Origin of the sequence: Pseudolactococcus piscium (assembly GCF_002441695.1) — a bacterium.
GTDB classification, from domain to species: Bacteria; Bacillota; Bacilli; order Lactobacillales; family Streptococcaceae; genus Pseudolactococcus; species Pseudolactococcus piscium.
Map to the genome: position 1 here is coordinate 46,446 of NZ_JXJW01000013.1, position 23,067 is coordinate 69,512.

Annotated in this window: 19 protein-coding genes, 1 tRNA gene and 1 pseudogene; 19 read left to right on the plus strand and 2 right to left on the minus strand. The window is 39.0% G+C overall.

What is annotated here, in order from left to right:
* Positions 1-7: 7 nt before the first annotated feature.
* The 13 genes from RU86_RS07260 (at position 8) to eno (ending at position 14,051) form a co-directional block, all read left to right on the plus strand.
* On the plus strand, positions 8-892 hold the full coding sequence (locus RU86_RS07260) for an SPFH domain-containing protein (protein ID WP_372487105.1): 885 nt from the start codon (positions 8-10) through the stop codon (positions 890-892).
* A gap of 185 nt (positions 893-1,077) precedes the next feature.
* Positions 1,078-1,149 (plus strand) — tRNA-Arg (locus RU86_RS07265).
* 68 nt (positions 1,150-1,217) lie between these two features.
* A complete protein-coding gene (gene rnz / locus RU86_RS07270; RefSeq protein ID WP_096814739.1) occupies positions 1,218-2,153 on the plus strand; it encodes a ribonuclease Z in 936 nt (311 codons plus the stop codon).
* The gene (locus RU86_RS07275) at positions 2,154-2,888 is read left to right on the plus strand and encodes an SDR family NAD(P)-dependent oxidoreductase (protein WP_096814740.1); all 735 of its coding nucleotides are present in this window, start codon (positions 2,154-2,156) and stop codon (positions 2,886-2,888) included.
* On the plus strand, positions 2,885-5,110 hold the full coding sequence (recJ, locus tag RU86_RS07280; RefSeq protein WP_096814741.1) for a single-stranded-DNA-specific exonuclease RecJ: 2,226 nt from the start codon (positions 2,885-2,887) through the stop codon (positions 5,108-5,110). The genes RU86_RS07275 and recJ overlap by 4 nt, the downstream gene beginning before the upstream one ends.
* Position 5,111: 1 nt before the next feature.
* Positions 5,112-5,624 carry an adenine phosphoribosyltransferase gene (locus RU86_RS07285; protein WP_079507040.1) on the plus strand — a complete coding sequence of 171 codons (513 nt, stop codon included), beginning with the start codon at positions 5,112-5,114 and terminating at the stop codon, positions 5,622-5,624.
* A gap of 104 nt (positions 5,625-5,728) precedes the next feature.
* On the plus strand, positions 5,729-6,280 hold the full coding sequence (gene rpoE, locus RU86_RS07290; RefSeq protein ID WP_096814742.1) for a DNA-directed RNA polymerase subunit delta: 552 nt from the start codon (positions 5,729-5,731) through the stop codon (positions 6,278-6,280).
* Positions 6,281-6,431: 151 nt separating this feature from the next.
* Positions 6,432-7,997: an endolytic transglycosylase MltG gene (gene mltG, locus RU86_RS07295; RefSeq protein ID WP_096814743.1), complete on the plus strand. Its 1,566-nt coding sequence runs from the start codon at positions 6,432-6,434 to the stop codon at positions 7,995-7,997.
* 119 nt (positions 7,998-8,116) lie between these two features.
* Positions 8,117-8,599, plus strand: coding sequence for a transcription elongation factor GreA (greA, locus tag RU86_RS07300; protein WP_047915986.1), 483 nt, complete (start codon positions 8,117-8,119; stop codon positions 8,597-8,599).
* Positions 8,600-8,923: 324 nt separating this feature from the next.
* Entirely contained in the window at positions 8,924-9,364 is a 441-nt protein-coding gene (locus RU86_RS07305) for a CtsR family transcriptional regulator (RefSeq protein ID WP_047915985.1), read from the plus strand.
* A gap of 76 nt (positions 9,365-9,440) precedes the next feature.
* Positions 9,441-11,882, plus strand: a complete 2,442-nt coding sequence (locus tag RU86_RS07310; RefSeq protein ID WP_096814744.1) for an ATP-dependent Clp protease ATP-binding subunit — start codon at positions 9,441-9,443, stop codon at positions 11,880-11,882.
* A gap of 81 nt (positions 11,883-11,963) precedes the next feature.
* Positions 11,964-12,515, plus strand: a complete 552-nt coding sequence (hpf, locus tag RU86_RS07315; protein WP_079507032.1) for a ribosome hibernation-promoting factor, HPF/YfiA family — start codon at positions 11,964-11,966, stop codon at positions 12,513-12,515.
* 210 nt (positions 12,516-12,725) lie between these two features.
* Positions 12,726-14,051 carry a phosphopyruvate hydratase gene (gene eno / locus RU86_RS07320; RefSeq protein ID WP_079507030.1) on the plus strand — a complete coding sequence of 442 codons (1,326 nt, stop codon included), beginning with the start codon at positions 12,726-12,728 and terminating at the stop codon, positions 14,049-14,051.
* Between the two features lie 152 nt (positions 14,052-14,203).
* On the opposite strand, the gene RU86_RS07325 is transcribed toward eno, so the two are convergent.
* Positions 14,204-15,166 carry an asparaginase gene (locus RU86_RS07325; protein WP_096814745.1) on the minus strand — a complete coding sequence of 321 codons (963 nt, stop codon included), beginning with the start codon at positions 15,164-15,166 and terminating at the stop codon, positions 14,204-14,206.
* 155 nt (positions 15,167-15,321) lie between these two features.
* Between RU86_RS07325 and RU86_RS07330 the strand changes: the two genes are divergently transcribed.
* On the plus strand, positions 15,322-16,236 hold the full coding sequence (locus RU86_RS07330; RefSeq protein WP_096814746.1) for a magnesium transporter CorA family protein: 915 nt from the start codon (positions 15,322-15,324) through the stop codon (positions 16,234-16,236).
* A 199-nt stretch (positions 16,237-16,435) separates the two neighbouring features.
* A pseudogene (gene pflB / locus RU86_RS07335) lies at positions 16,436-18,736 on the plus strand (formate C-acetyltransferase).
* 196 nt (positions 18,737-18,932) lie between these two features.
* Here pflB and RU86_RS07340 read toward each other — a convergent pair.
* Positions 18,933-19,238, minus strand: coding sequence for a DUF1827 family protein (locus tag RU86_RS07340; RefSeq protein WP_096814747.1), 306 nt, complete (start codon positions 19,236-19,238; stop codon positions 18,933-18,935).
* A gap of 89 nt (positions 19,239-19,327) precedes the next feature.
* On the opposite strand from RU86_RS07340, the gene coaE reads away from it, so the two are divergent.
* The 4 genes from coaE to RU86_RS07360 all read left to right on the plus strand — a co-directional run bounded on the left by coaE (position 19,328) and on the right by RU86_RS07360 (position 23,004).
* A complete protein-coding gene (gene coaE / locus RU86_RS07345; RefSeq protein WP_096814748.1) occupies positions 19,328-19,906 on the plus strand; it encodes a dephospho-CoA kinase in 579 nt (192 codons plus the stop codon).
* 172 nt (positions 19,907-20,078) lie between these two features.
* On the plus strand, positions 20,079-21,284 hold the full coding sequence (locus tag RU86_RS07350; protein ID WP_096814761.1) for a multidrug efflux MFS transporter: 1,206 nt from the start codon (positions 20,079-20,081) through the stop codon (positions 21,282-21,284).
* Positions 21,274-21,420, plus strand: coding sequence for a 50S ribosomal protein L33 (gene rpmG / locus RU86_RS07355; RefSeq protein ID WP_082095437.1), 147 nt, complete (start codon positions 21,274-21,276; stop codon positions 21,418-21,420). The genes RU86_RS07350 and rpmG overlap by 11 nt, the downstream gene beginning before the upstream one ends.
* 324 nt (positions 21,421-21,744) lie before the next feature.
* Entirely contained in the window at positions 21,745-23,004 is a 1,260-nt protein-coding gene (locus tag RU86_RS07360; protein ID WP_096814749.1) for an FtsW/RodA/SpoVE family cell cycle protein, read from the plus strand.
* Positions 23,005-23,067 lie beyond the last annotated feature (63 nt).

Below are 23,067 nucleotides of genomic sequence, written 5' to 3' on the forward strand. Positions count from 1 at the left end.
GGCTGTTATGTTAATTATTTTATTTGTTATTATCATCTTGGTTTTAGCAAGTCTATCAAGTCTGTTTTTCGTTGTCAAACAGCAAAGTGTTGCGATTGTTGAGCGATTTGGTAAATTTACCTCATTAGCGCATTCAGGCTTTCATTTTAAAATGCCGTTTGGCATTGATCGTATTGCTGCTCGCGTACAACTCCGTTTGCTGCAAAACGATATGAACGTTGAGACAAAAACGCAAGATAATGTCTTTGTACAGATGACAGTCGCGACGCAATATCGTGTAGATGAGCAAAATGTAACAGATGCTTACTACAAATTAATGAATCCAGGCGAACAAATCAAGTCATATATCGAAGATGCCTTGCGTTCTAGTGTGCCTAAGTTAACACTGGATGAGTTGTTTGAGAAAAAAGATGAGATTGCGCTTGAGGTTCAAAAACAAGTTGCAGAAGAAATGTCAACTTATGGCTATATCATTGTTAAAACACTGATTACTAAAGTTGAACCAGATGCTGAAGTTAAGCAATCAATGAATGAAATTAATGCTGCACAAAGAAAACGTGTTGCAGCACAAGAATTGGCTAATGCTGATAAAATTAAAATCGTTACTGCTGCCGAAGCAGATGCAGAAAAAGACAGACTTCATGGTGTCGGTATCGCTGAACAACGTAAAGCGATTGTTGATGGTCTAGCATTTTCAATCAAGGAGATGAAAGATACAGGAGTAGATATTTCAGAAGACCAAATCATGTCGATTCTGTTAACTAACCAATATCTTGATACCTTGAATCAATTTGCGATTAATGGTAATTCATCAGTCTTCTTACCAAGTCAACCAAATGGGATTGAAGATATTCGAACTCAAATTTTAACAGCACTTGCTGCTAAGGGTTAACCGATTAGTGTACTAAATTAAAAATATTCTGAGTGGGCTAGCCTACTCAGAATATTTTTTTGTTTTATACTGGCTTACTGCAGACTAACTGAAACAAAGGAATGCATCATGATTGCCTTATGATTAAGTTTTTTTGCCATTTTAGCAAAAATCTGTTAAACTAGAGTAGTTGTCAAACAAAAATTCCGTCCTTAGTGTAATGGATATCACGTAAGATTCCGGTTCTTGAGATGGGGGTTCGATTCCCTCAGGACGGATTTTTTTTCTTTTTATACGCAATCTCTTTTTGACTTGTGTATCTTTGCTTAGTGAGCGAAAGGAAATCATGGAAATTCAATTTTTGGGCACAGGTGCAGGACAGCCTGCCAAACAGCGCAATGTCACGTCTATTGCATTGAAATTACTGGCAGAACGAAATGAAATCTGGTTATTTGATTGTGGCGAGGCAACGCAACATCAGATTTTAGAGACCAGTATCAGGCCTAGAAAAATAACGAAAATTTTTATCACACACATGCACGGAGATCATATTTTTGGTTTGCCGGGATTTTTATCTAGTCGAAGCTTTCAAACATCCTCTTTAGAAGATCAACAACAGGACTTAGACTTGTATGGTCCTGTCGGGATTAAAAATTATGTGATGACCTCACTCAGGCTGTCAGGCAGTAAACTAGGCTATCGGATCAATTTTCATGAGCTGGATGCAACACATACAGGACAGATTTTTTCAGATGGCTCATTTGAGGTGCACATGTCACCTTTGGATCACACCATCTATTGTATGGGGTATCGCGTTGTAGAAAAAGACAAAAAAGGTGAACTAGATGCGGCTGCTTTAAAAGCTGCAGGTGTCCCTTTTGGTCCTTTATTTGGTAAAGTCAAACAGGGTCAAGATATCGAGGTATCTGGTAAACTGATCAAGGCAGCTGACTTTATTGGCCCAGATAAAAAAGGTCGTGTTGTGACGATTCTGGGTGATACTAGGCAGACAGATAAAGCGGTTCGCTTAGCTATTGGCAGTGATTTACTGGTTCACGAAGCAACTTATGAAGCTAGCGAAGCTAAAGTTGCTAGAAATCATGGGCACTCAACAACCAAACAAGCAGCAGAAGTTGCCCACCAAGCACAAGTTAAACGCTTGCTTTTGACACATATTTCAGCGCGTTACGTTGGCCCATTAGTGAGTCAGTTACTACAAGAAACAAAACAGACCTTTAAAAATAGTTTTGTTGTCAAAGATTTATATGAAGAAACGATTTAAATGATGAAAAATATGGTGATTACAGGTGCTAATGGGGACATTGCCCGGGAAATTGCAAGGCAAGTAAAAGGCTATAAGCTAATTTTAATGTCGCGTGATATCAGCGACTTATCGGGTGTTTCTGATTACCTCTATCAGGTTGATTTATCAAATGAAGCAGCTTTAGTTGCAACGTGTAAACAAATCAGCGCTAAATTTGGGAGCATCGATATCTTAATTAATAATGCTGGATATGGTGAGTTTAGAGAGTTTTTAGCTTATAGCTCAGATGAGATTCGCAAACTTTTTGAGGTCAATGTCTTCTCATTAATGACGGTGACTAGCGCATTTTTACCCGACATGATACACAAAAGAACTGGAAAGATCATCAATATCGCCTCAATCGCCAGTTATATGGCAACTGCCAAGTCGACAAGTTATGCTGCCAGTAAATTTGCTGTACGTGGTTTTTCAGATGCCTTACGGCAAGAAGTATTCAACGACAACATAAAAATACTGGTTGTGAATACAGGCCCAGTAGTGACCAAATTTCATCAGACTAATACAGGCTACTTAGCAAAAGTTGGCAGACATGCTGTTAGCGCAGGTTTTGTGGCTAAGAAAATCGTGGCCAATCTAGATACAAACAAAAGGGAATTGAACCTCCCTTGGCAACTTAACATTGCAAGATTATTTGCGACACTATTCCCAGTTTTAACGGAAAGCATGACACGGAGGTTTTTCAATTTAAAATGATCATACCTACCTATGATTGGCAACTTAATTCAGATGAACCGACAGCTGAATTTATTAAGTTAGTCAAAAAACAAAAATTAGATACACTTACAGCCAAGATTCTTTGGAAACGGCAAATCAGAACAGCAGATGCCCTAACAAGCTTTTTGAATCCAACACTAGAAACCTTGCATGATCCATTTTTATTTTATAGCATGCGACGTGCTGTTGAACGGATTCGCCAAGCAATTGAGATGCAAGAAATCATCTTAATTTATGGTGACTATGATGCAGATGGGATGACAAGTGCGAGTATTATGAAGACAGCACTTGATGAAATAGGTGCTGAAAGCTTGGTTTATCTGCCTAACCGGTTTACGGATGGCTATGGACCGAATTTAGATGTTTATAAATACTTTATAGAGAATGAAGGTGTAGGCCTGATCATCACTGTTGATAACGGTGTTGCAGGTCATGAAGCGATCGCTTACGCCCAAGAAAATGGCTGTGATGTCATCATCACTGACCACCATTCTCTACCTGAGACACTACCTGATGCTTATGCAATTATCCATCCCCAGCATCCAGATGGCCAATATCCATTTCCTGATTTAGCTGGATGTGGTGTCGCTTTTAAAGTGGCATGCGCCTTATTAGAGTATGTTCCGTCAGAAATGTTAGACCTGGTTGCCATTGGCACGATTGCAGACATGATGTCACTAACTGATGAAAATCGAACGTTGGTCAAATTTGGTCTGGAAATTCTAAAAAATACAGAGCGTGTTGGTCTAGAAGCCTTAATCAAGATTGCGGGTGTTGATAAGCATAGCTTAACTGAGGAATCAATCGGGTTTCAGATTGCGCCCAGGCTAAATGCGTTGGGTCGCCTTGATGATCCAAATCCTGCAATTGACTTATTGACAGGATGGGACGAGGCAGAAACGCAGCAAATTGCTGAGATGATCGACCAAAAGAATCAAGAGCGTAAAGAGATTGTTGCCAAGATGTTAGTAGAGGCCGAATCTCAGCTAGATGATAGTCCAGTTCAGTTTATTTATCAACCGGGCTGGCACCCAGGGGTTCTTGGGATTGTTGCCGGTCAATTAGTTCAAAAAACTGGCAAGCCTATCGTCATGTTAACAGAAGAATCAGGTATACTAAAAGGATCTGCCAGATCGATTCCGGCTTTTGATATCTTTTCAGCCCTGTCTGCGCATCACGACTTATTTATTGCTTTTGGTGGGCATGCGCAAGCGGCTGGCATGACCTTTGAACTAACGAATTTACCGGCTATTAAAGCCGTAATTGCGGCATTTATTGCACATCAGAAACTCGATATGTCTCAGAAAGCACCACTTGTTTTGGATGACACGATTGCGCTTTCTGATATTACGCTTGATACGATTAAATCACTTGGCAAAGTAGCACCTTTTGGGCAAGATAATCCTAAACCCATTTTGTTGATAAAAGAGTATCAAGTGGTTCAAAGTCGTGCAATGGGGCAACAAAATGCACACCTGAAACTGAAAATCCAGCAAGATAAAACTCAGCTAGAAGCTGTTTATTTTGGTCAAGGTATAGCAGCACTTGAGTTTGAACAAGCCGCACCTGATCTTGCGGTAACCTTATCAGTAAATACGTGGAATGGCAATACATCAGTACAATTGATGGTCGTTGATGCAAAGGTTAATGGGAGTCAGCTGATTGATTTGAGAAATCAACAGCATCAAACAGCCATTCCAGATGGTGCATCTGTGTTCACAAATGAAATCGTCGAACAGGAAAAGCTGACCCAGGTATTGGTGGTTGAAGAGACACCTCTTGATAAAACTAGCCTTGATCGGCTGAAACAAATGATAACGAGTCAGGACTTCACTGCAGTTTATTTTAAAAATAGCATCAAACAAACCTATTACTTGACTGGTGGTGGGACACATGAACAATTTGCTAAATTCTATAAAACGATTTACCAATACCCAGAATTCGATGTCCGATATAAACTCGCTGATTTGGCTGATTATTTGAAAATACCGCTTATTTTATTAGTTAAAATGGTACAAATTTTTGAAGAATTAGCATTTGTTAACATTAAAGATGGCGTTATGACGGTCAATAAAGAGGCGAAAAAAAGAGAGATATCTGAGAGTCAAATCTATCAAGACTTACAAGTGTTAGTTCAGATACAATCAGTTTTTGCCCTATCACCAGTGGGTGAGATCTATGAGAAATTGAAGGAGAAATAAAATGGACTTAAAAGAGTATATTGCAACAATACCAGATTACCCAGAAAAAGGGATTGTATTTAGAGATATTTCGCCCTTAATGGCAGATGGTAATGCTTATAGCTATGCGATTAGAGAAATTGTCCAGTATGCGATTGATAAAGAAATTGATGTCATCGTAGGTCCTGAAGCCAGGGGATTTATCGTTGGGTGTCCGGTTGCATTTGATTTGGGTATTGGCTTTGCACCTGTCAGAAAGCCAGGTAAGCTACCAAGAGAAGTGATTGAAGCGCAATACGAAAAAGAGTATGGGTTTGATACCTTAACCATGCATGCTGATGCGATTAAAAAAGGGCAACGTGTCTTAATCGTGGATGATTTACTGGCAACTGGTGGAACAGTTAAAGCGACGATTGAACTGATTGAAAAACTTGGCGGTGTTGTTGCTGGTTGTGCATTCTTAATTGAGCTTGATGACTTAAAAGGCCGTGAAAAAATAGGCGATTATGCTTATAAAGTGCTAATGCATTACTAAAATGGCTTAGCTTATGGTAAAATAGGGATAGTAAACGTGATAGGACATCTTTAAATCGTATTTTTTTAGATGGATCCTATACTTTGTTTGATGGAGATAAGAGATTGAAAATTAAAGCATTTGCAAAGCAAGATTTATCAGAACTTTCTATGATTGAAGTGGCACATGCCATGTTAGAAGAAAAAGGCAAGGAAATTGATTTTAACGTCCTTGTTAACGATATCCAAGATTATCTTGAAAAATCAGATAGTGAGATCCGTGATCGCCTATCACGCTTCTATACAGAACTGAATACAGATGGTAGTTTTATTCCTCTAGGTAATAATGTGTGGGCTTTACGCTCATGGTATGCGATTGATGAAATCGATGAGGAAGTTGTCGCACTTGACGAACTAGATGATGAGGGCGAACGTCCGACTAAAAAACGTAAAAAAGTGAATGCTTTTGCAGCTGATGGTGTCGACATCGATTATAGCGATGATGATCCAGAAGACGATGATAATAGCGATGAAGCTGATGTAACATATGAGGATGAAAATCCGGATGATGAAAAAGATGAAGCAGAAGCATTCGATACAGAACTTGAGGAAGTTGATTTAGACGATGTCGCTGTTGAAGATCTTGACGATGACGACGATGATGATGAGGAAGTTTAACACATTATAAGAAAAAATAATGGAGAAATCCATATTTTTTTGTTAAATTCTTGATTTTCAAGGATTTTCGTGTATAATCAAAAATGATAACGCTTGACAGCGATGTAGTATAATGAAGCACGCTGTCATAAGAAAGTAGAAGAAAGTAAATTTGGAAGATAAAGATACGCAAAATTTTGAGCGAGAGAGTTTTAAAGAAAAAATTCTCCGTCAATTAGCAGCAGGTAATCAATCTTTGGATGATATTGAACCGGAGACTGTTTTTTCTGATGTGCAACAGGATAGCAATAGTGATGTTAATTTATTCGCTGATCGAGTCAAACTAGGCGAGAAAATAACGGAGGATGTTACCCACAATAGTCATGCTACCAGTTCCACTGAAATAGGTGATACAGCACTTGAGGAAGTACTAACGGCTGCCAATTCTGAATATGAACAGGCATATGAATCAAATGTGCATTATAGTCGAACACCTGATGAGATACCTACCCCACCGGAGAAGATGGCTGACATGACCCCTCAAAAAAGACAAACACAAGAAAATTTAAAACGATCAGCCAAAAAGAAATCTAAAAAATTGGCTGGGAAAATTATCGCATCGATTGTATTGATTTTATTTATTGTGGGAGGTGCGACAGCCTATTTTGGTTTTCGTTATCTTAAGAGTGAAAGCCAGCCTTATAGTTTAACAGATACGACAGTCAAGGCAGTTAACATTCCTAAAGGGTCATCAAGTAAAGATATCGGTATACTACTTGAAAAAGATAAGATTATCAAGAATGCAACGGTCTTTAAATACTATACTAAGTTAAATAGTTTTACAGACTTTAAATCAGGTTATTATAATTTGTCACCTAATATGACCTTGACGGCAATAGCTAAAACGTTACAAAAGGGTGGTACAGATAAACCAGTTGCCCCTATATTAGGTAAGATTACTATTCCTGAAGGCTATACGATTGATCAAATGTCTAATCAGATTTCAGAAAATGCTGATGCTAGTAAATCCAAAACACCCTTCACTAAAGATGCCTTTCTGAAGGTGGTTACAGATCAAGCTTTCATAGATAAGATGAAAACAGCTTATCCGGATCTATTGGGTGATTTACCGGATAAAGCATCCGGTGTTAAATATCAACTAGAAGGCTATCTGTTCCCTGCAACTTATGAGTATACAAAAAATTCAACGGTGACGATGGTCGTTGAAGAGATGCTTGCAGCAATGAACCAAAATATGCAACCTTACTATGCCAAAATCAAAGCAATGCCAAGCACGGTGAATGAGATTTTATCCATTGCAGCTTTAACTGAAAAAGAAGCAAATAATGATGCAGATCGTAGAAACGTTGCACAGGTTTTCTACAATCGTATCAATGCTGGCATGACATTGGGCTCAAATATTTCTATTTTGTATGCAGAAGGCAAATTGGGTCAGAAAACGACCTTGGCTGAGGATGCAGCAGTTGATACAAGTTTGGACTCACCATTTAATCTATATACCAATCTAGGGTATGGACCAGGTCCAGTAACTAACCCAAGTTTATCAGCCATAAAAGCAGCGGTTGAACCAACAGCTAATAATGATTTTTACTTTGTGGCAGATGTCACAACAGGGAAAGTTTATTTCTCTGAAACAATAGCAGAACATGATGCGAATGTAAAAAAATATGTGAATGACAAATTATCTTCAGCGTCGACTAGTAAACCTCATGAATGATGAAGCGTGCTGATTGTCAAGCAATTTTTTGATAAAGAAAGGAAAGAAGTTTGCACTTTAAAATGGGCGACAGGCGTTTCATATGACCTCCTATTTTTTAGCAGACTAGGTAATGAATGATGGCAGATACAAAAACATACCAAATGACCCGTGAGGGCTTTGAAGGATTAGAAGCAGAGCTAGATAACCTCAAGCTTGTTAAGCGTGCAGAAATTGTTGAACGCATTAAAATCGCACGCTCATATGGTGACTTATCAGAGAACTCTGAATATGAAGCAGCTAAGGACGAACAAGCCTTTGTTGAGGGACGCATTGCAACAGTTGAAACAATGATCAGAAATGCTGAAATTGTTGATAACGCAGGTGTTAAACGCAATGAGGTTGCACTAGGTAAAACTGTAACCTTTACTGAAATTGGTGAGAAAGATAGTGAAACCTACAAAATTGTAGGCTCAGCAGAGGCTGATCCTTTTAATGGTAAAATTTCAAATGAGTCACCGATTGCAGCAGCCTTAATTGGTAAAAAAACAGGTGATGAAGTGATTATTCCTTTGCCAGTTGGTGAGATGAAAGTTGAAATCGTTAAAGTATCAACTAAATAGTCACATCTGAGGTTAGGATGCTATCTAGAACATATGGGGTCTTCTACATAAAATGGAGGGCCTTTTTTTAATTGGTCATAACAGGATGGACTAAAGGCAGACAAGTGCTTTAAGGCGTTTAAAGTAGCAAAAAAAACTGGAAAATGATACAATGGTCGAATAAGGTCAGAGAAAATAGTATGTGCTTTTCATGTCTATGACCCCTTGCAAATGAATAGAAAATCGTGTAATAAACGATGAGTAGATAGCTACTTGACCTATGAAGATGATGACTAAAAATAGTGCAGAGACTTGTTCATGTTACTGCATGTTGAGGAGGATTATATGAGAAATACATCGGATATGATTGAGAAATACCTCAAAGAGCTACTTTCTCAGGCGACTGAAATTGAGATTAGGCGCTCAGAAATAGCTGCTAATTTTGGGGTTGTACCCAGTCAAATCAACTATGTGATCAAAACACGCTTTACTTTGCCTAAGGGATTTGAGGTTGAGAGTAAACGTGGGGGTGGCGGTTATATCCGGATTGTGAGAATTCAATATTCTGACGAGCATGACTTTTTGATGGCGCTCATACCCAAAATACCCGAAAAATTATCAGTTAGTATGTTACAAGATTTACTACAATTGCTTTTTAATGAAAAGATTGTAGATGAACGTGAAGGGAATTTATTATTGTTGACCTTAAGTAGTCCTGTCTTAACGGATTTACAGCGGGCAATTCTTTTTACAACATTAGTTCATGGCTTTGACAAACTGTATTGAGCAGATCACGACTCGATTTAATCGTAACAACTGAAGACTGAATAGTAATCCATATAAAAAAGGAAATAACGTATAAATGACACAAAAACAGACACCTATACTTCAAGAAATTTTGAAAACAGCGCGTATTTTTGCGGCTGGAAATGGCGCAGATTATGCGGAAACACAACATGTTTTAGCAGGTATGTTATCTGTCAATGATAGCTTTAGTCAAAATATTTTAACTGATCACGATGTGACGATTGATATGGCCTTGGCTGAAATTGAGAGCCAGCACTTACCCGAAAAAACACTGCAGGTGTCCAACATTCAATTTTCACCTAAGGTCGTCCGCTTATTATCAGAAGCTGATGCCTTTGCCCTGCAAAATCACTTATCAGAAACAGGATCTGAACACTTGCTTTATATCCTGTTGACAGATGATGATAATGTCGCTAAGAAACTACTAGAATTGAATAAAATCAAGACGACTGAAATTGTTAAAGATTTAGTTGAACTGGGTAATCTGACTGTCAAAAAAGTGACTAGAAAAGCAGTTACACCGATGGGGAAACGCGATGCTGCGTCTGATGTTTCCGCGTCAAGCTTGACACCTACGCTTGACTCTGTAGCGCGTGACGTCACAGATGATGCAAGGCAAGGTCGCATTGATCCTATGATTGGGCGAGATAAAGAGATTGAACGCGTCATCCATATTTTAAGTCGTCGTACCAAAAATAATCCTGTCCTCGTTGGTGAGCCAGGTGTTGGTAAATCTGCAATCATTGAAGGACTTGCACAGCGGATCGTAGATGGCAATATTCCGATTAGCATGCAAGGCTTTCGCTTGATGTCGCTAAACATCGCTAATGTGGTTGCAGGGACTAAATTCCGTGGGGAATTTGAAGATCGTATGACAGCCATTGTAGACGAAGTCAGTCAAGATGCGAATACGATTGTTTTTGTTGACGAATTACATACGATTGTTGGTGCTGGAGGTGGAACAGATTCCGTCACGGACGCCTCTAATATCATGAAACCAGCATTGGCTCGAGGCGAGTTTAAATTGATTGGTGCAACAACTTTTAATGAGTATCAAAAGTATATCGAAAAAGATGCAGCCTTAGAACGTCGTTTTGCAAAGGTGACTGTGGAGGAGCCTACAGCAGATGAAACTGTTGCCATTTTACAAGGCTTAAAGGCAACCTTTGAAGGGTTTCATCAGGTTAGTTTTGATGATGATGCCGTTAAAGCAGCTGTTCAGCTAAGTGTTCGTTACATGCCTAGTCGCAGATTACCAGATAAGGCGATTGACTTACTAGATGAGGCAGCAGCAGCTGTCAAAATAGCAACTAAAAATAATTTGCTTGAACAGCGTGAACTTGACAAGCAACTTGTGTCTTTAGAAGCACAACTCCAAGAAGCAGTCATAAATAAAGCGTTTAAAGCAGCAAAAGCCTTGAGGGCCTCGCTTGAGAAACAGATTAAGAAACGCGAAAAGGTAATCAGTAAAAAGCATATCAGTCGAGTAAAAGAAACGGATGTATTTGCTGTCGTCTCTAATTTAACTGGTGTGCCAGTCACACAAATGAGCAAAAGCGAGATGAAACGCCTAGTTAATTTGGAAAAAGAGTTACACAAGCGTGTTATTGGGCAAAGTGAAGCAGTTAGCGCAGTAGCAAACGCAATTCGTAGAAGCCGTTCGGGTATCTCTGATGATAAACGGCCGATGGGATCCTTCATGTTTTTAGGCCCAACAGGTGTTGGTAAAACAGAACTTGCCAAGGCATTGGCAGAAACTGTATTTGGCGATGAGTCTAGTATGATCCGGATTGACATGAGCGAGTACATGGAGAAATTTAATACGAGCCGTTTAGTCGGTGCGCCTCCAGGTTACGTAGGCTATGAAGAAGGCGGACAACTGACAGAGCAAGTACGCAATAAACCTTATGCGGTCGTCCTTTTTGATGAAGCAGAAAAAGCACATCCAGATGTCTTTAACCTACTCTTACAAATTCTTGATGATGGGTTTATCACAGATGGTAAAGGTCGCAAAGTTGATTTTCGCAATACAATCATTATTATGACCAGTAATTTGGGTGCAACAGCCTTACGTGATGAAAAAACAGTCGGCTTTGGTACGACGAATCAATCAGCCAATTATGCAGCCATGAAATCTAGAATACTTGAAGAGCTTAAAAAACAATATCGACCTGAATTTTTAAATCGGATAGATGAAAGTATTGTCTTTCATCCCTTGGCTGAAAAAGAATTATCTGATATTGTCAAGATTATGGTACAACCTTTAGTTGAGCGATTAGCGCATAGACAGATTGCCTTAAAACTATCAGCAAGTGCTTACCAATTAATTGCTAAACATGGCTTTGATCCAGAATATGGTGCAAGACCGATTAGAAAAGCCTTAGAAAAAGATCTTGAGAACCAACTTTCAGATAAGCTATTGCTAGGCGAGATTGTAACAGGAAGCCTTGTAACAGTGGGGACTAGAAGTGATAAGCTAACGATTAACATAAAATGATTCGTGAAAAACCGCTAAATATTTGTTAAAAAACCGGTTTCACGGTATAATGAGATTATAAAAGATGAAGAGGTGGCTATCATGATTAAATTTAATATTCGCGGTGAAAACATCGAAGTAACAGACAGCATCCGAAGCTATGTCGAAGAAAAAATCAGCAAACTTGAAAAATACTTCACTGAAAATCAAGAGTTAACAGCTCATGTGAATCTGAAGGTTTATGCAGAAAAAACATCAAAAGTTGAAGTCACAATTCCTGCAAAAAACATTACCTTGCGTGCTGAGGATACATCTCAAGAACTTTACGGCTCAATTGACCTTGTGCAAGAAAAACTAGAGCGTCAAATCAGAAAATACAAAACAAAAGTTCAAAAGAAACGTAGCAATATCGCAACAGGTAAAGTCTTTGAAACGTTTGTAGAGCTATCTGCTGAAGAAGAGATAGATGAACAAAATGTTGAAATTGTACGGACTAAAAATATTGACTTGAAACCGATGGATGCAGAAGAAGCGGTTTTACAGATGGAGCTTGTTGACCATGATTTCTTTATCTTTAATGATGCTGAAACAAATGCAACAAGTATTGTCTACCGTCGAGAAGATGGGAACATCGGCTTGATCGAAACAAAGTAAATGAGTAGGTTAATCTTAAAAAGCGCATAATCTGTTATGTGCTTTTTATATTACCTAAGCATGAACTTAATGAAAGGTAATGATATGAAAATTTTCTGTAAAAAAAGGCAGTGTATCGTGTTTTTTCTTGAACAAATTGTAAAATAGTGGTAATATAAGGTAGTAATTAAAAAAATGCCATCGGGTGTTTAAAATTAAAGGAGACAAAAAATGTCAATTATTACTGATGTTTACGCTCGCGAAGTCCTAGACTCACGCGGTAACCCAACTATCGAAGTAGAAGTTTACACTGAATCAGGCGCATTTGGCCGTGGTATGGTACCTTCAGGTGCTTCTACTGGTGAACACGAAGCTGTTGAGCTCCGTGATGGTGACAAATCTCGTTACCTTGGTAAAGGCGTACAAAAAGCTGTTGACAACGTAAACAACGTTATCGCTGAAGCTATCATTGGTTACGATGTTCGTGATCAACAAGCTATCGACCGTGCGATGATCGCATTGGACGGAACACCAACTAAAGGTAAACTTGGCGCTAACGCAATTCTTGGTGTGTCTATCGCTGCTGCTCGCGCTGCTGCTGACTTCCTTGAAATCCCACTTTACCACTACCTTGGTGGTTTCAATACGAAAGTATTGCCAACACCAATGATGAACATCATCAATGGTGGTTCGCATGCTGACAACTCTATTGACTTCCAAGAATTCATGATCATGCCAGTTGGCGCGCCTACTTTCAAAGAAGCGCTCCGTTATGGTGCAGAAGTATTCCACGCTTTAGCTTCAATCCTTAAAGCTAAAGGGTATTCTACTGCTGTTGGTGATGAAGGTGGATTTGCACCTAACCTTAAATCAAATGATGAAGGTTTCGAAGTGATCATCGAAGCGATCGAAAAAGCTGGTTATGTGCCAGGTAAAGATATCGTTTTAGCGATGGATGCTGCATCTTCTGAATTCTACAACAAAGAAAAAGGCGTTTACGAATTTGGTAAATTAGCTAACAAACCAGAAGAAGAGTGGGAACTTAAAACTGAGAAAGAAATGATTTCTTACTACGAAGGTCTCGTAGCTAAATTCCCAATCATCTCTATCGAAGATGGTCTTGACGAAAACGACTGGGCTGGCTGGGTTGAATTTACTAAAGCACTTGGTAAGAAAATCCAAATCGTTGGTGATGACTTCTTCGTTACTAACACAGACTACCTTAAACGTGGTATCGCTGAAGGCGCATCAAACTCAATTCTTATCAAAGTTAACCAAATCGGTACTTTGACTGAAACGTTTGAAGCAATCGAAATGGCTAAAGAAGCTGGTTTCACTGCTGTTGTCTCTCACCGTTCAGGTGAAACTGAAGATTCTACAATCTCAGACATCGCTGTTGCAACTAATGCTGGTCAAATCAAAACTGGTTCATTATCACGTACTGACCGTATTGCTAAATACAACCAATTACTTCGTATCGAAGATCAACTTGGTGAAGTTGCAGTCTACAAAGGTCTTGATTCATTCTACAACATCAAAGACAAATCAAGCTTCTAATTCGTTAGCTGTATTGATTGATAAAAACCGCTATCATTTGATGGCGGTTTTTTGATGGAAAAAATGTCCCTGATTAAGAACTACCATAGATTTTGGAGAAATAAAAAAAGTTAATCTAGCTGTGTGACCTACACGTAACTAGATTAGCTTTTTTAACCTTCTATATAGGTTTTAAGCGCTTGTCCTGTCAGACCACTGTTTAAGGCAATCAGTAATTTGAGACGGGCTTTTTGACTATTGAGTTCTTTGACAAACATGACCCCTGCTTGGGCAAGCGCGACGCCCCCTCCCTCATAGCCGTAGACTGCTTCTGCGATACCGTTGAAGCATCTAGATACAAGAATTACCGGTGTCCCATTAGCTATCAAATCCGTCAGGTAAGGCACTGCATCAGGTGGTAGATTACCAGCACCTAATGCTTCAATCACGAGGCCATCGATACGCTCAGAATCAAGGAGTACCAAAATACCGGCCCCCATTCCTGCGTATGCCTTGATAATCGGAATCGTCCCTGTTATCTCAGATAAGTCAAATCTGACTCTTGCTTCAGCAGTTTGAAAATATAAACTATCATGCTTGGTTAAAAGTCCTAAAGGGCCATGAGTTGGCGTTTGAAAGGTTGACACGTTTGTGGTATGCGTTTTTGTCACATATTTAGCGGCATGGATTTCATCGTTCATGACGACTAATACGCCTTTTCCAACTGCTTTATCATCTGCTGCAACACGAAGGGCGCTTCTATAATTATAAACCCCATCACTGCCAAGCTCGTTTGAACTTCTCATGGCACCAGTTAGCACGACGGGCTTGTCATCAGGTAAGGCAAGCGTATCTAGAAAATAGGCTGTTTCTTCAAGGGTATCAGTCCCATGTGTGATGACTGCACCATCAAAATAAGGCAGTTTTAGTTTGAGCTCTTGATAGATGACCAGCATGTGCTGTGGTGTAATATGTGGGCTAGGTAGATTGAGTAAATCAATGCTGCTAATCTCAATGTCATCATGACCTGTTAGGCGCACATGGGTCATAGGGTTAACATCACCAGGTAAAATCTGGCCATCTTCTTCATGCATGCTGATTGTCCCACCTGTGTGGATAACTAATATTTTTTTCATGTAACCCCTCCATTTAACTAGTATAGCAAATCTGCACAAAATTTGTCAGACGAGTTTGCGGGTTAAAATTAGTCGGAGATGGCTTGATCAAGATTATGAGAAGGCCCGCAATAATCTTACAAGAGATAATGGATAAGGTGTGTTACAATGGTCGTATGATTACTAATTATCGTTTAGAAAAAAATAAACTAGTGGCATCTAGTGATGGCGTTGACTTTATCTTAGTCAGTGAGCCAAGTAGAGAAGAGATCGGTAAACTTGCGACAGCCTATGACTTTCCTTTTGACTATATTGGTGGCATCCTTGATGATGATGAGAATGCAAGATTTGAGATAGATGCCAATCACAACCTGCTACTGTTGTTACAGTATCCTTCTGTTGAGGATGGCACCACGGAGGTCTTTCCCTTTTCTTTGGTTGTCAATAGCCAGAAGCATGCTGTGATTCTGTCCTTAAATCATGCCAGTGATTTATCTACTATCCTTAACCGACATTACGATGTGTCACGCTATCAACATGAAATTATTTTTCAAGTGATGAGCACATTAGGCAAGCTATTTCACGATTACTTGTCACAGTATAAAAAACGGATGAAGGGGATAGAAGCGGAACTGAAACTATCGCAAGAAAATGCGCAAATCATGGAGATTATTCGCTCTCAAAAAAGCTTGATTTATTTTGAAGCAGCGCTTGAAGACAATATTGAAGTGTATGAAAAACTGATGACCTATTTGCGGGGCCATGATGAAAATGGTTTTGCCAATCATATCTTTGATATTTATGTTGAGGCAGATCAAGCCTTAACGACGACGAAAATTCAGCTCAGATTATTGGAAAACTTAAGTGACTTGTTTTCAAATATTGTCTCCAATAATCTTAATATTATCATGAAGATTATGACGAGTGCGACATTTATTATGACCATACCAGCTATTATTGCAGGCTTATATGGGATGAATGTCAAACTCCCCTTTCAAAATGTCCCTTATGCTTTTTTGTTGATTGTATTGGCTGCCACGCTCATTTCCTGGTTAGTTTTCCGTATCATGATTCGCAAGCGTATGTTCTAAAATTTTTGTGAACTAATACACATAAGCGTAAAAGTGATACAGAATTGACGTTATCTCATTCTGTTACATAAAAGAAAGTCTGAAAATATTAAGGTTATCCTTGTGTAACCGCTTTCTGTGTGATAGACTTAATGTGTAAAGTGAAACAGGTGGCCGAGGTAGGATCACCTCTCTAGTTTAAATTAGGAGATTACATAAAATGAAAACTGAAGTAACTGAAAACGTTTTTGAAACAGCATGGGCTGGATTTAAAGGATTAGATTGGAAAGAAAAAGCGAGTGTTTCTCGTTTTGTTAAAGCCAATCATGAAAAGTATGATGGTGACGAGTCATTTCTTGAAGGACCAACAGCACGCTCTCTAAAAATTAAAGAGATTGTGGAATCAACTAAAGATCGCTATGAAGCAACTGAGTTCCCTATGGATTCAGATCGTGTTGCATCTATTTCTGATATCCCTGCTGGTTACATTGATCAAGAAAACGAATTGATTTTTGGGCTACAAAACTCTGAGCTTTTCCGTCTCTCATTTATGCCTAAAGGCGGGGTTCGGATGGCAGAAGTTGCCCTTAAAGAGCATGGCTATAAGCCAGATCCAGTCATGCATGAGATTTATACGAAACATGTGACAACAGTAAATGACGGTATTTTCCGGGCTTATACATCAAATATTCGTAAAGCACGTCATGCCCATACTGTAACTGGTTTGCCAGATGCCTACTCACGTGGTCGTATCGTTGGTGTTTATGCACGCCTTGCACTCTATGGGGCAGATTTCTTGATGAAAGAAAAATCAGCTGACTGGAATGCCATTGAAGAGATTAATGAAGAAACGATTCGTCTCCGTGAAGAAATCAACATGCAATATCAAGCAATTGATCAAGTTGCTAAACTCGGCGACTTGTATGGTTTAGATGTTCGCAAACCAGCTACAAATGTAAAAGAAGCAATCCAATGGACAAATATCGCCTTCATGGCTGCTTGTCGTGTGATTAACGGTGCAGCAACTTCCCTTGGTCGTGTACCGATTGTGCTTGACATCTTTGCTGAGCGTGATTTAGCACGTGGTACATTTACAGAGTCAGAAATTCAAGAGTTTGTGGATGATTTCGTATTGAAATTACGTACAGTTAAATTTGCAAGAACAAAAGAATATGATGCGCTTTATTCAGGAGACCCAACCTTCATTACAACATCGATGGCTGGTGTGGGTGACGACGGACAACACCGCGTTACAAAAATGGACTATCGTTTCTTGAATACGTTGGATAATATCGGTAACTCGCCAGAGCCCAACTTAACAGTGCTTTGGGCTAAAGAATTACCTTACGCTTTCAAACGCTACTGTATGAGCATGAGTCATAAACATTCATCTATTCAGTATGAGGGTGTGAAAACAATGGCTGAAGATGGGTATGGCGAAATGTCATGTATCTCTTGTTGTGTATGACCACTTGACCCTGAAAATGAAGATGGCCGCCATAACATCCAATACTTTGGTGCGCGTGTTAACGTCTTGAAAGCACTCTTAACAGGTATTAATGGTGGATTTGATGATGTCCATCGTGATTATAAAGTATTTGATAATGCTGCCATTACAACAGATGTACTGCATTATGATGAAGTTGTCGCTAACTTCGAAAAATCATTGGACTGGTTGACAGACACATACGTAGATGCACTGAACATCATCCACTACATGACTGATAAATATAACTATGAAGCAGTTCAAATGGCCTTCTTGCCATCTAGACAACGTGCTAACATGGGATTTGGTATTTGTGGATTTGCAAATACAGTGGATACTTTATCTGCCATTAAATATGCGACAGTTAAACCAATTCGTGATGAAAATGGCTACATCTATGATTACGAAACAATCGGTGACTTCCCACGCTATGGTGAAGATGATGATCGTGCAGATGATATCGCGAAATGGCTTATGGAGCAATACCACACACGTTTAGCAAGTCATCGTCTATATAAAGATGCAGAAGCAACAGTGTCACTTTTGACGATTACCTCTAACGTGGCCTATTCTAAACAAACTGGTAACTCACCAGTTCACCGTGGTGTTTTCCTTAATGAAGATGGCACAGCCAACCTCAGTGAAGTAGAATACTTCTCTCCAGGTGCTAACCCTTCTAACAAAGCTAGAGGTGGTTGGTTACAAACACTAAGAACACTTGAAAAACTTGACTTTAAATATGGTAATGATGGTATTTCTTTGACAACACAAGTGTCACCAAAAGCGCTTGGTAAAACACGTGACGAACAAGTTGAAAACTTAGTTGATGTCCTTGATGCCTACTTTGAAGATGGTGGACAACACGTTAACTTGAACGTGATGGACTTGGCCGATGTTAAGGATAAAATCCTTAATGGTGAAGATGTTATCGTGCGTATCTCAGGATATTGTGTTAACACTAAATATCTTACAAAAGAACAAAAACATGAATTAACACACCGTGTCTTCCATGAAATCTTGTCGATGGATGTCTAATTGTTAGAAATTCAAATGTTTAGAGAAAAAGCTCACCGATTGGTGGGCTTTTTTGGGTCATTAAAAAGTAGACGGCAACAAATGAAGTTTCCCTAAATAAGCGCATGATAAAGCGATGGCATACATAAGGGGGTAAATCCCCGCTGTAGTTGACGTTGATTTATGGCGAAAATAAAAAACCTACACGAGTAAGTTTTTATTTTTTCAAGATAGGGTACGAGATTTCTAGTAACCTAGGCTCATCAATAATTGAGATGTTATCTTTGTCAATGAGTGATTGGTCGATACGTTTTTTCAGAAAAAATGTTTGAATACTTTCGCGTTCATCTGGCCGAATGGCACGATGTTTGTTTGTAATAATCAGTTCGTAGTGTGTAGAAGCTCTTGTAAAAATGGTGGTTGTATTACCGGCTGAATAGACTTCAACTGTTAACGCATCAGTGTTTCGTAACTGTTCGTTTACAAGGTTTGGAAAATTGTTAGTCACATTAATTATCTTCATAGGTTTCCTCCATTTATCTTTAATCTTATTATAGCACTATTTTTTTGTAAAATAAAAAATTTAGAAATAGAAAGTGATATAATGAAACTATGAAAAAAATAATCGGTATAACAGGTGGCATTGCAAGCGGTAAGTCAACTGTAACCTCTTTTTTGAGATCCAAAGGATATGAGGTGATTGATGCAGATGCCGTTGTAAGAGAGTTACAGCAGATCGGTGGTGCATTATATGTGGCAATAAGAGACACATTTGGTCCCACTTATTTTTTAGCGAATGGTGAGTTAGATCGTATCAGCTTTGGTCAAGCGATTTTTTCTAATCCCAAAATGCGAGCCCAACTGTCAGCATTGCAAGATAAGTTGATTCGGGATGCGCTTTTTGACAGATGTCAAGCGAGTCAGTCTGATCTTGTATTCATGGATATCCCTTTATTATTTGAAAAAAATTATACTGGATTTGATGAAATCTGGCTGGTGTATGTACCCAAAGAAATCCAACTAGAGCGGTTAATGAAACGCAATAACTTATCTCAAGCGGATGCCTTGTTAAGGATTGGTAGCCAAATGCCGATAGATGACAAGTGTGCTTTAGCAACACGCATTATCAAGAATTGTGATACAATAGATATGTTAGAAAGTCAGTTAACAACGATAATAAGTGAGATTTAACGGGTGCTATCAGCGATAGTGTTCGTTTTTTAAACGGCTAGAATGTGATATAAAAGGTAACTATCCCTCTTTTATATCATCAAGTGTATGGGCAGTCTATTTGATTGGTATGGATTAGGTTACAAATCTTGAAGTGGGCGAAATGGGATACTTTTAGAAAGACGTGATTATCATAGAAATAAATTGGCGACGTAATCTATCCATTGCATGGTTCGGTACATTTTTTACATCTGCGAGTATCTCCTTAGTGATGCCCTTTATGGCCCTCTATGTCCAAAAGTTAGGTGCTAGAGGCAATGCAGTAGAATTATTTACAGGACTATCTATCGGCATTAGTGCACTTGCTAGCGGCTTGGTTGCACCCATATGGGGGCGTCTTGCCGACCAATATGGCCGGCGTGTGATGATGATCCGGGCCTCTATCGTGATGACCTTTACCATGAGTGCTTTGGCCTTTGTACCAAACGTCTGGTGGCTGTTAGTCATGCGCTTACTAAATGGTATATTTGCCGGTTATATTCCAAACTCGACTGCTTTGATTGCTAGTCAAATCCCACGAGAGAAGAGCGGGTACGCCTTGGGAATTTTATCAACAGGTATGATAGGTGGGTCTTTAATCGGGCCATCTATTGGTGGATTTTTTGCCCAGATCGTCGGGATGGAAAATGTCTTCTTGATTACAGGTAGTATTTTACTACTTGTCACCGTATTAACAATATTTTTTGTAAAAGAAGACTTTACGCCGATTGAAAAAGTTGATTTGCTGACGACCAAACAAGTATTTGAGCGTGTGCCCAATCAGCAAATTCTCTATGGCTTATTTATCACAAGCTTTATTCTGCAATTAACAGTCCAGTCAGTTTCTCCGATATTGACACTTTACATTCGCCAATTAAATGGCCACTCAGGTAATCTCTTGATGATATCAGGATTCATCGTATCAGCAGTCGGTTTATCTGAAATGCTATCATCAGGTACACTAGGTAAGATTGGTGATAAGATAGGTAGTCATCGCTTAATTATTATCGGGCTGATTTACAGCCTTGTCGTCTACGTCCCGATGGCTTTTGTTAAAACACCACTCCAACTTGGTATTTTACGATTTCTATTAGGCTTTGGTTCGGGGGCGCTAGTGCCATCTGTTAATTCATTACTATCAAGAATTACACCGCCTGAGGGCATCTCACGTATTTTTAGTTTTAATCAAATGTTCATGAACTTCGGACAGGTTGTGGGGCCACTTTTAGGGAGTGCAATCGCAGGTTATATCAGTTACCAAGCAGTATTTATCGCGACAAGTTGTTTTGTCCTCTTTAATCTGATTTGGTCATTGTTCAATTTTAGAAAATTTTTAGGGGTGAGAACGATTGAGAGTTAAAATCAATCTAAAATGTACAGGTTGTGGGCAACAAAACTATATTTCGTCAAAAAATAAAGCAACACATCCGGATAAAGTAAAAGTTTTAAAATACTGTCCGAAAGAACGCAAGGTTATCATACATGTTGAGACGTAATCATCTGAACATATGACAAACCGAACATTTAGATAGAGTTGTTAGAAAATTTCAACTACTTTCTTTTTTTTATTTTGAAAAATGATATAATTAAGGTTAAACATCTATCAACTTGTGACATCAAGTTAGCCAATAAGGTTAGCATGTGATGGTATCATTAAATAGGATTGCTTGTGATTTTGAAGGTGTTTTCAAAATATATCTGGAAAAATAAGTAACGACATTGAAACAAAAGTAGCGTCAGTCATCGCACAAGGCGAAATCGTGACTGCTATGGGTATATAGCAAAGGAATAGGTCACATGAGTGACTTAAAAAAGAACAAATGAAAGAACTTAATAAAAGACATTTTTTAAACTACTCGATTTTAATCCCCTATCTGATTTTATCTGTATTGGGTCTTATTATCGTCTTCTCAACAACAGTACCGCACCAAATTGAATTAGGTTTACCACCTTATCAGCTATTTAGAAACCAGACTATCTTCTTTGTTTTTTCCTTGGTGATGATCGCCATGATCTATAAGATGAAGGTAGATAAACTCAGATCACGTGGGTGGTTTGGCATCTTAATTCCGATTATGCTAGCCTTGTTATTTATCGCCAGGTTTCTAGCCCCACCAATTAATGGCGCCCATGGTTGGATTCCTGTTCCAGGGATTGGTACCATTCAACCTGCTGAGTATTTGAAACTCGTTTCTGTCTGGTTCTTAGCAGCAACTTTTGCAGCAAAACAGAAGAAAATTAGAGCGCATGATATCAATGCCCTGTTTGATCGCAATCAATTTTTCGTCAATTTCATCAGCGGTTGGCGTCTCTGGATGGTCTTAATGGTGGGTGCGGTTGTTGTCATGCCAGACATGGGGAATGCCCTTCTGATATTGATTAGTTCAGCAATCGTTTTGGCAACAAGTGGTATTTCTTATCGCTGGACAACAGGTTTCTTAAAGATATTTGGTATCTTTTCACTCATCGCTTTAGCAATTTTAAAAATTACCGGTGGCAATATTATTCCTAGTATTTTTGGTTCGATTACCTATGTGAATAAACGCTTTATTGCTTTTGCAAATCCATTTCAGGACAGTAGTGATTCAGGTCACCAAATGATTAACGGCTATTACGCTATGTCAAATGGGGGGTGGTTTGGTCGAGGATTAGGTAATTCTATTGAGAAAAAAGGCTACTTACCCGAGGCCCACACTGACTTCGTATTTGCGATTGTGATGGAAGAATTAGGGTTGATTGGTGGTATGATTATTTTAGGCTTGATTTTCTTTCTCATCATGCGTATTTTTATGGTTGGCATTCGTGCTAAAGATCCGTTTAATAGCATGATGTCGATTGGTGTCGGCGGGATCTTTTTTGCCCAAGTACTGGTTAATATTGGCGGTATTGCGGGGTTGATCCCCTCTACAGGTGTTACCTTCCCATTTCTAAGTCAAGGGGGGAATTCACTCCTGATTTTATCGGTAGGTATCGGATTTGTTCTTAATATTTCTGCTGATGAAAAACGGCGAGAGTTAGCAGAAATCACATCAAAATATGATCTGTCTGAGTTATCAGACATCTCGCTTAGTAAGTCCTAGTAGGCGTTATCAAGCAAAAGAAATGAAGTATTGATTAGTATAGGTGACATCAAGGGTTAAGCA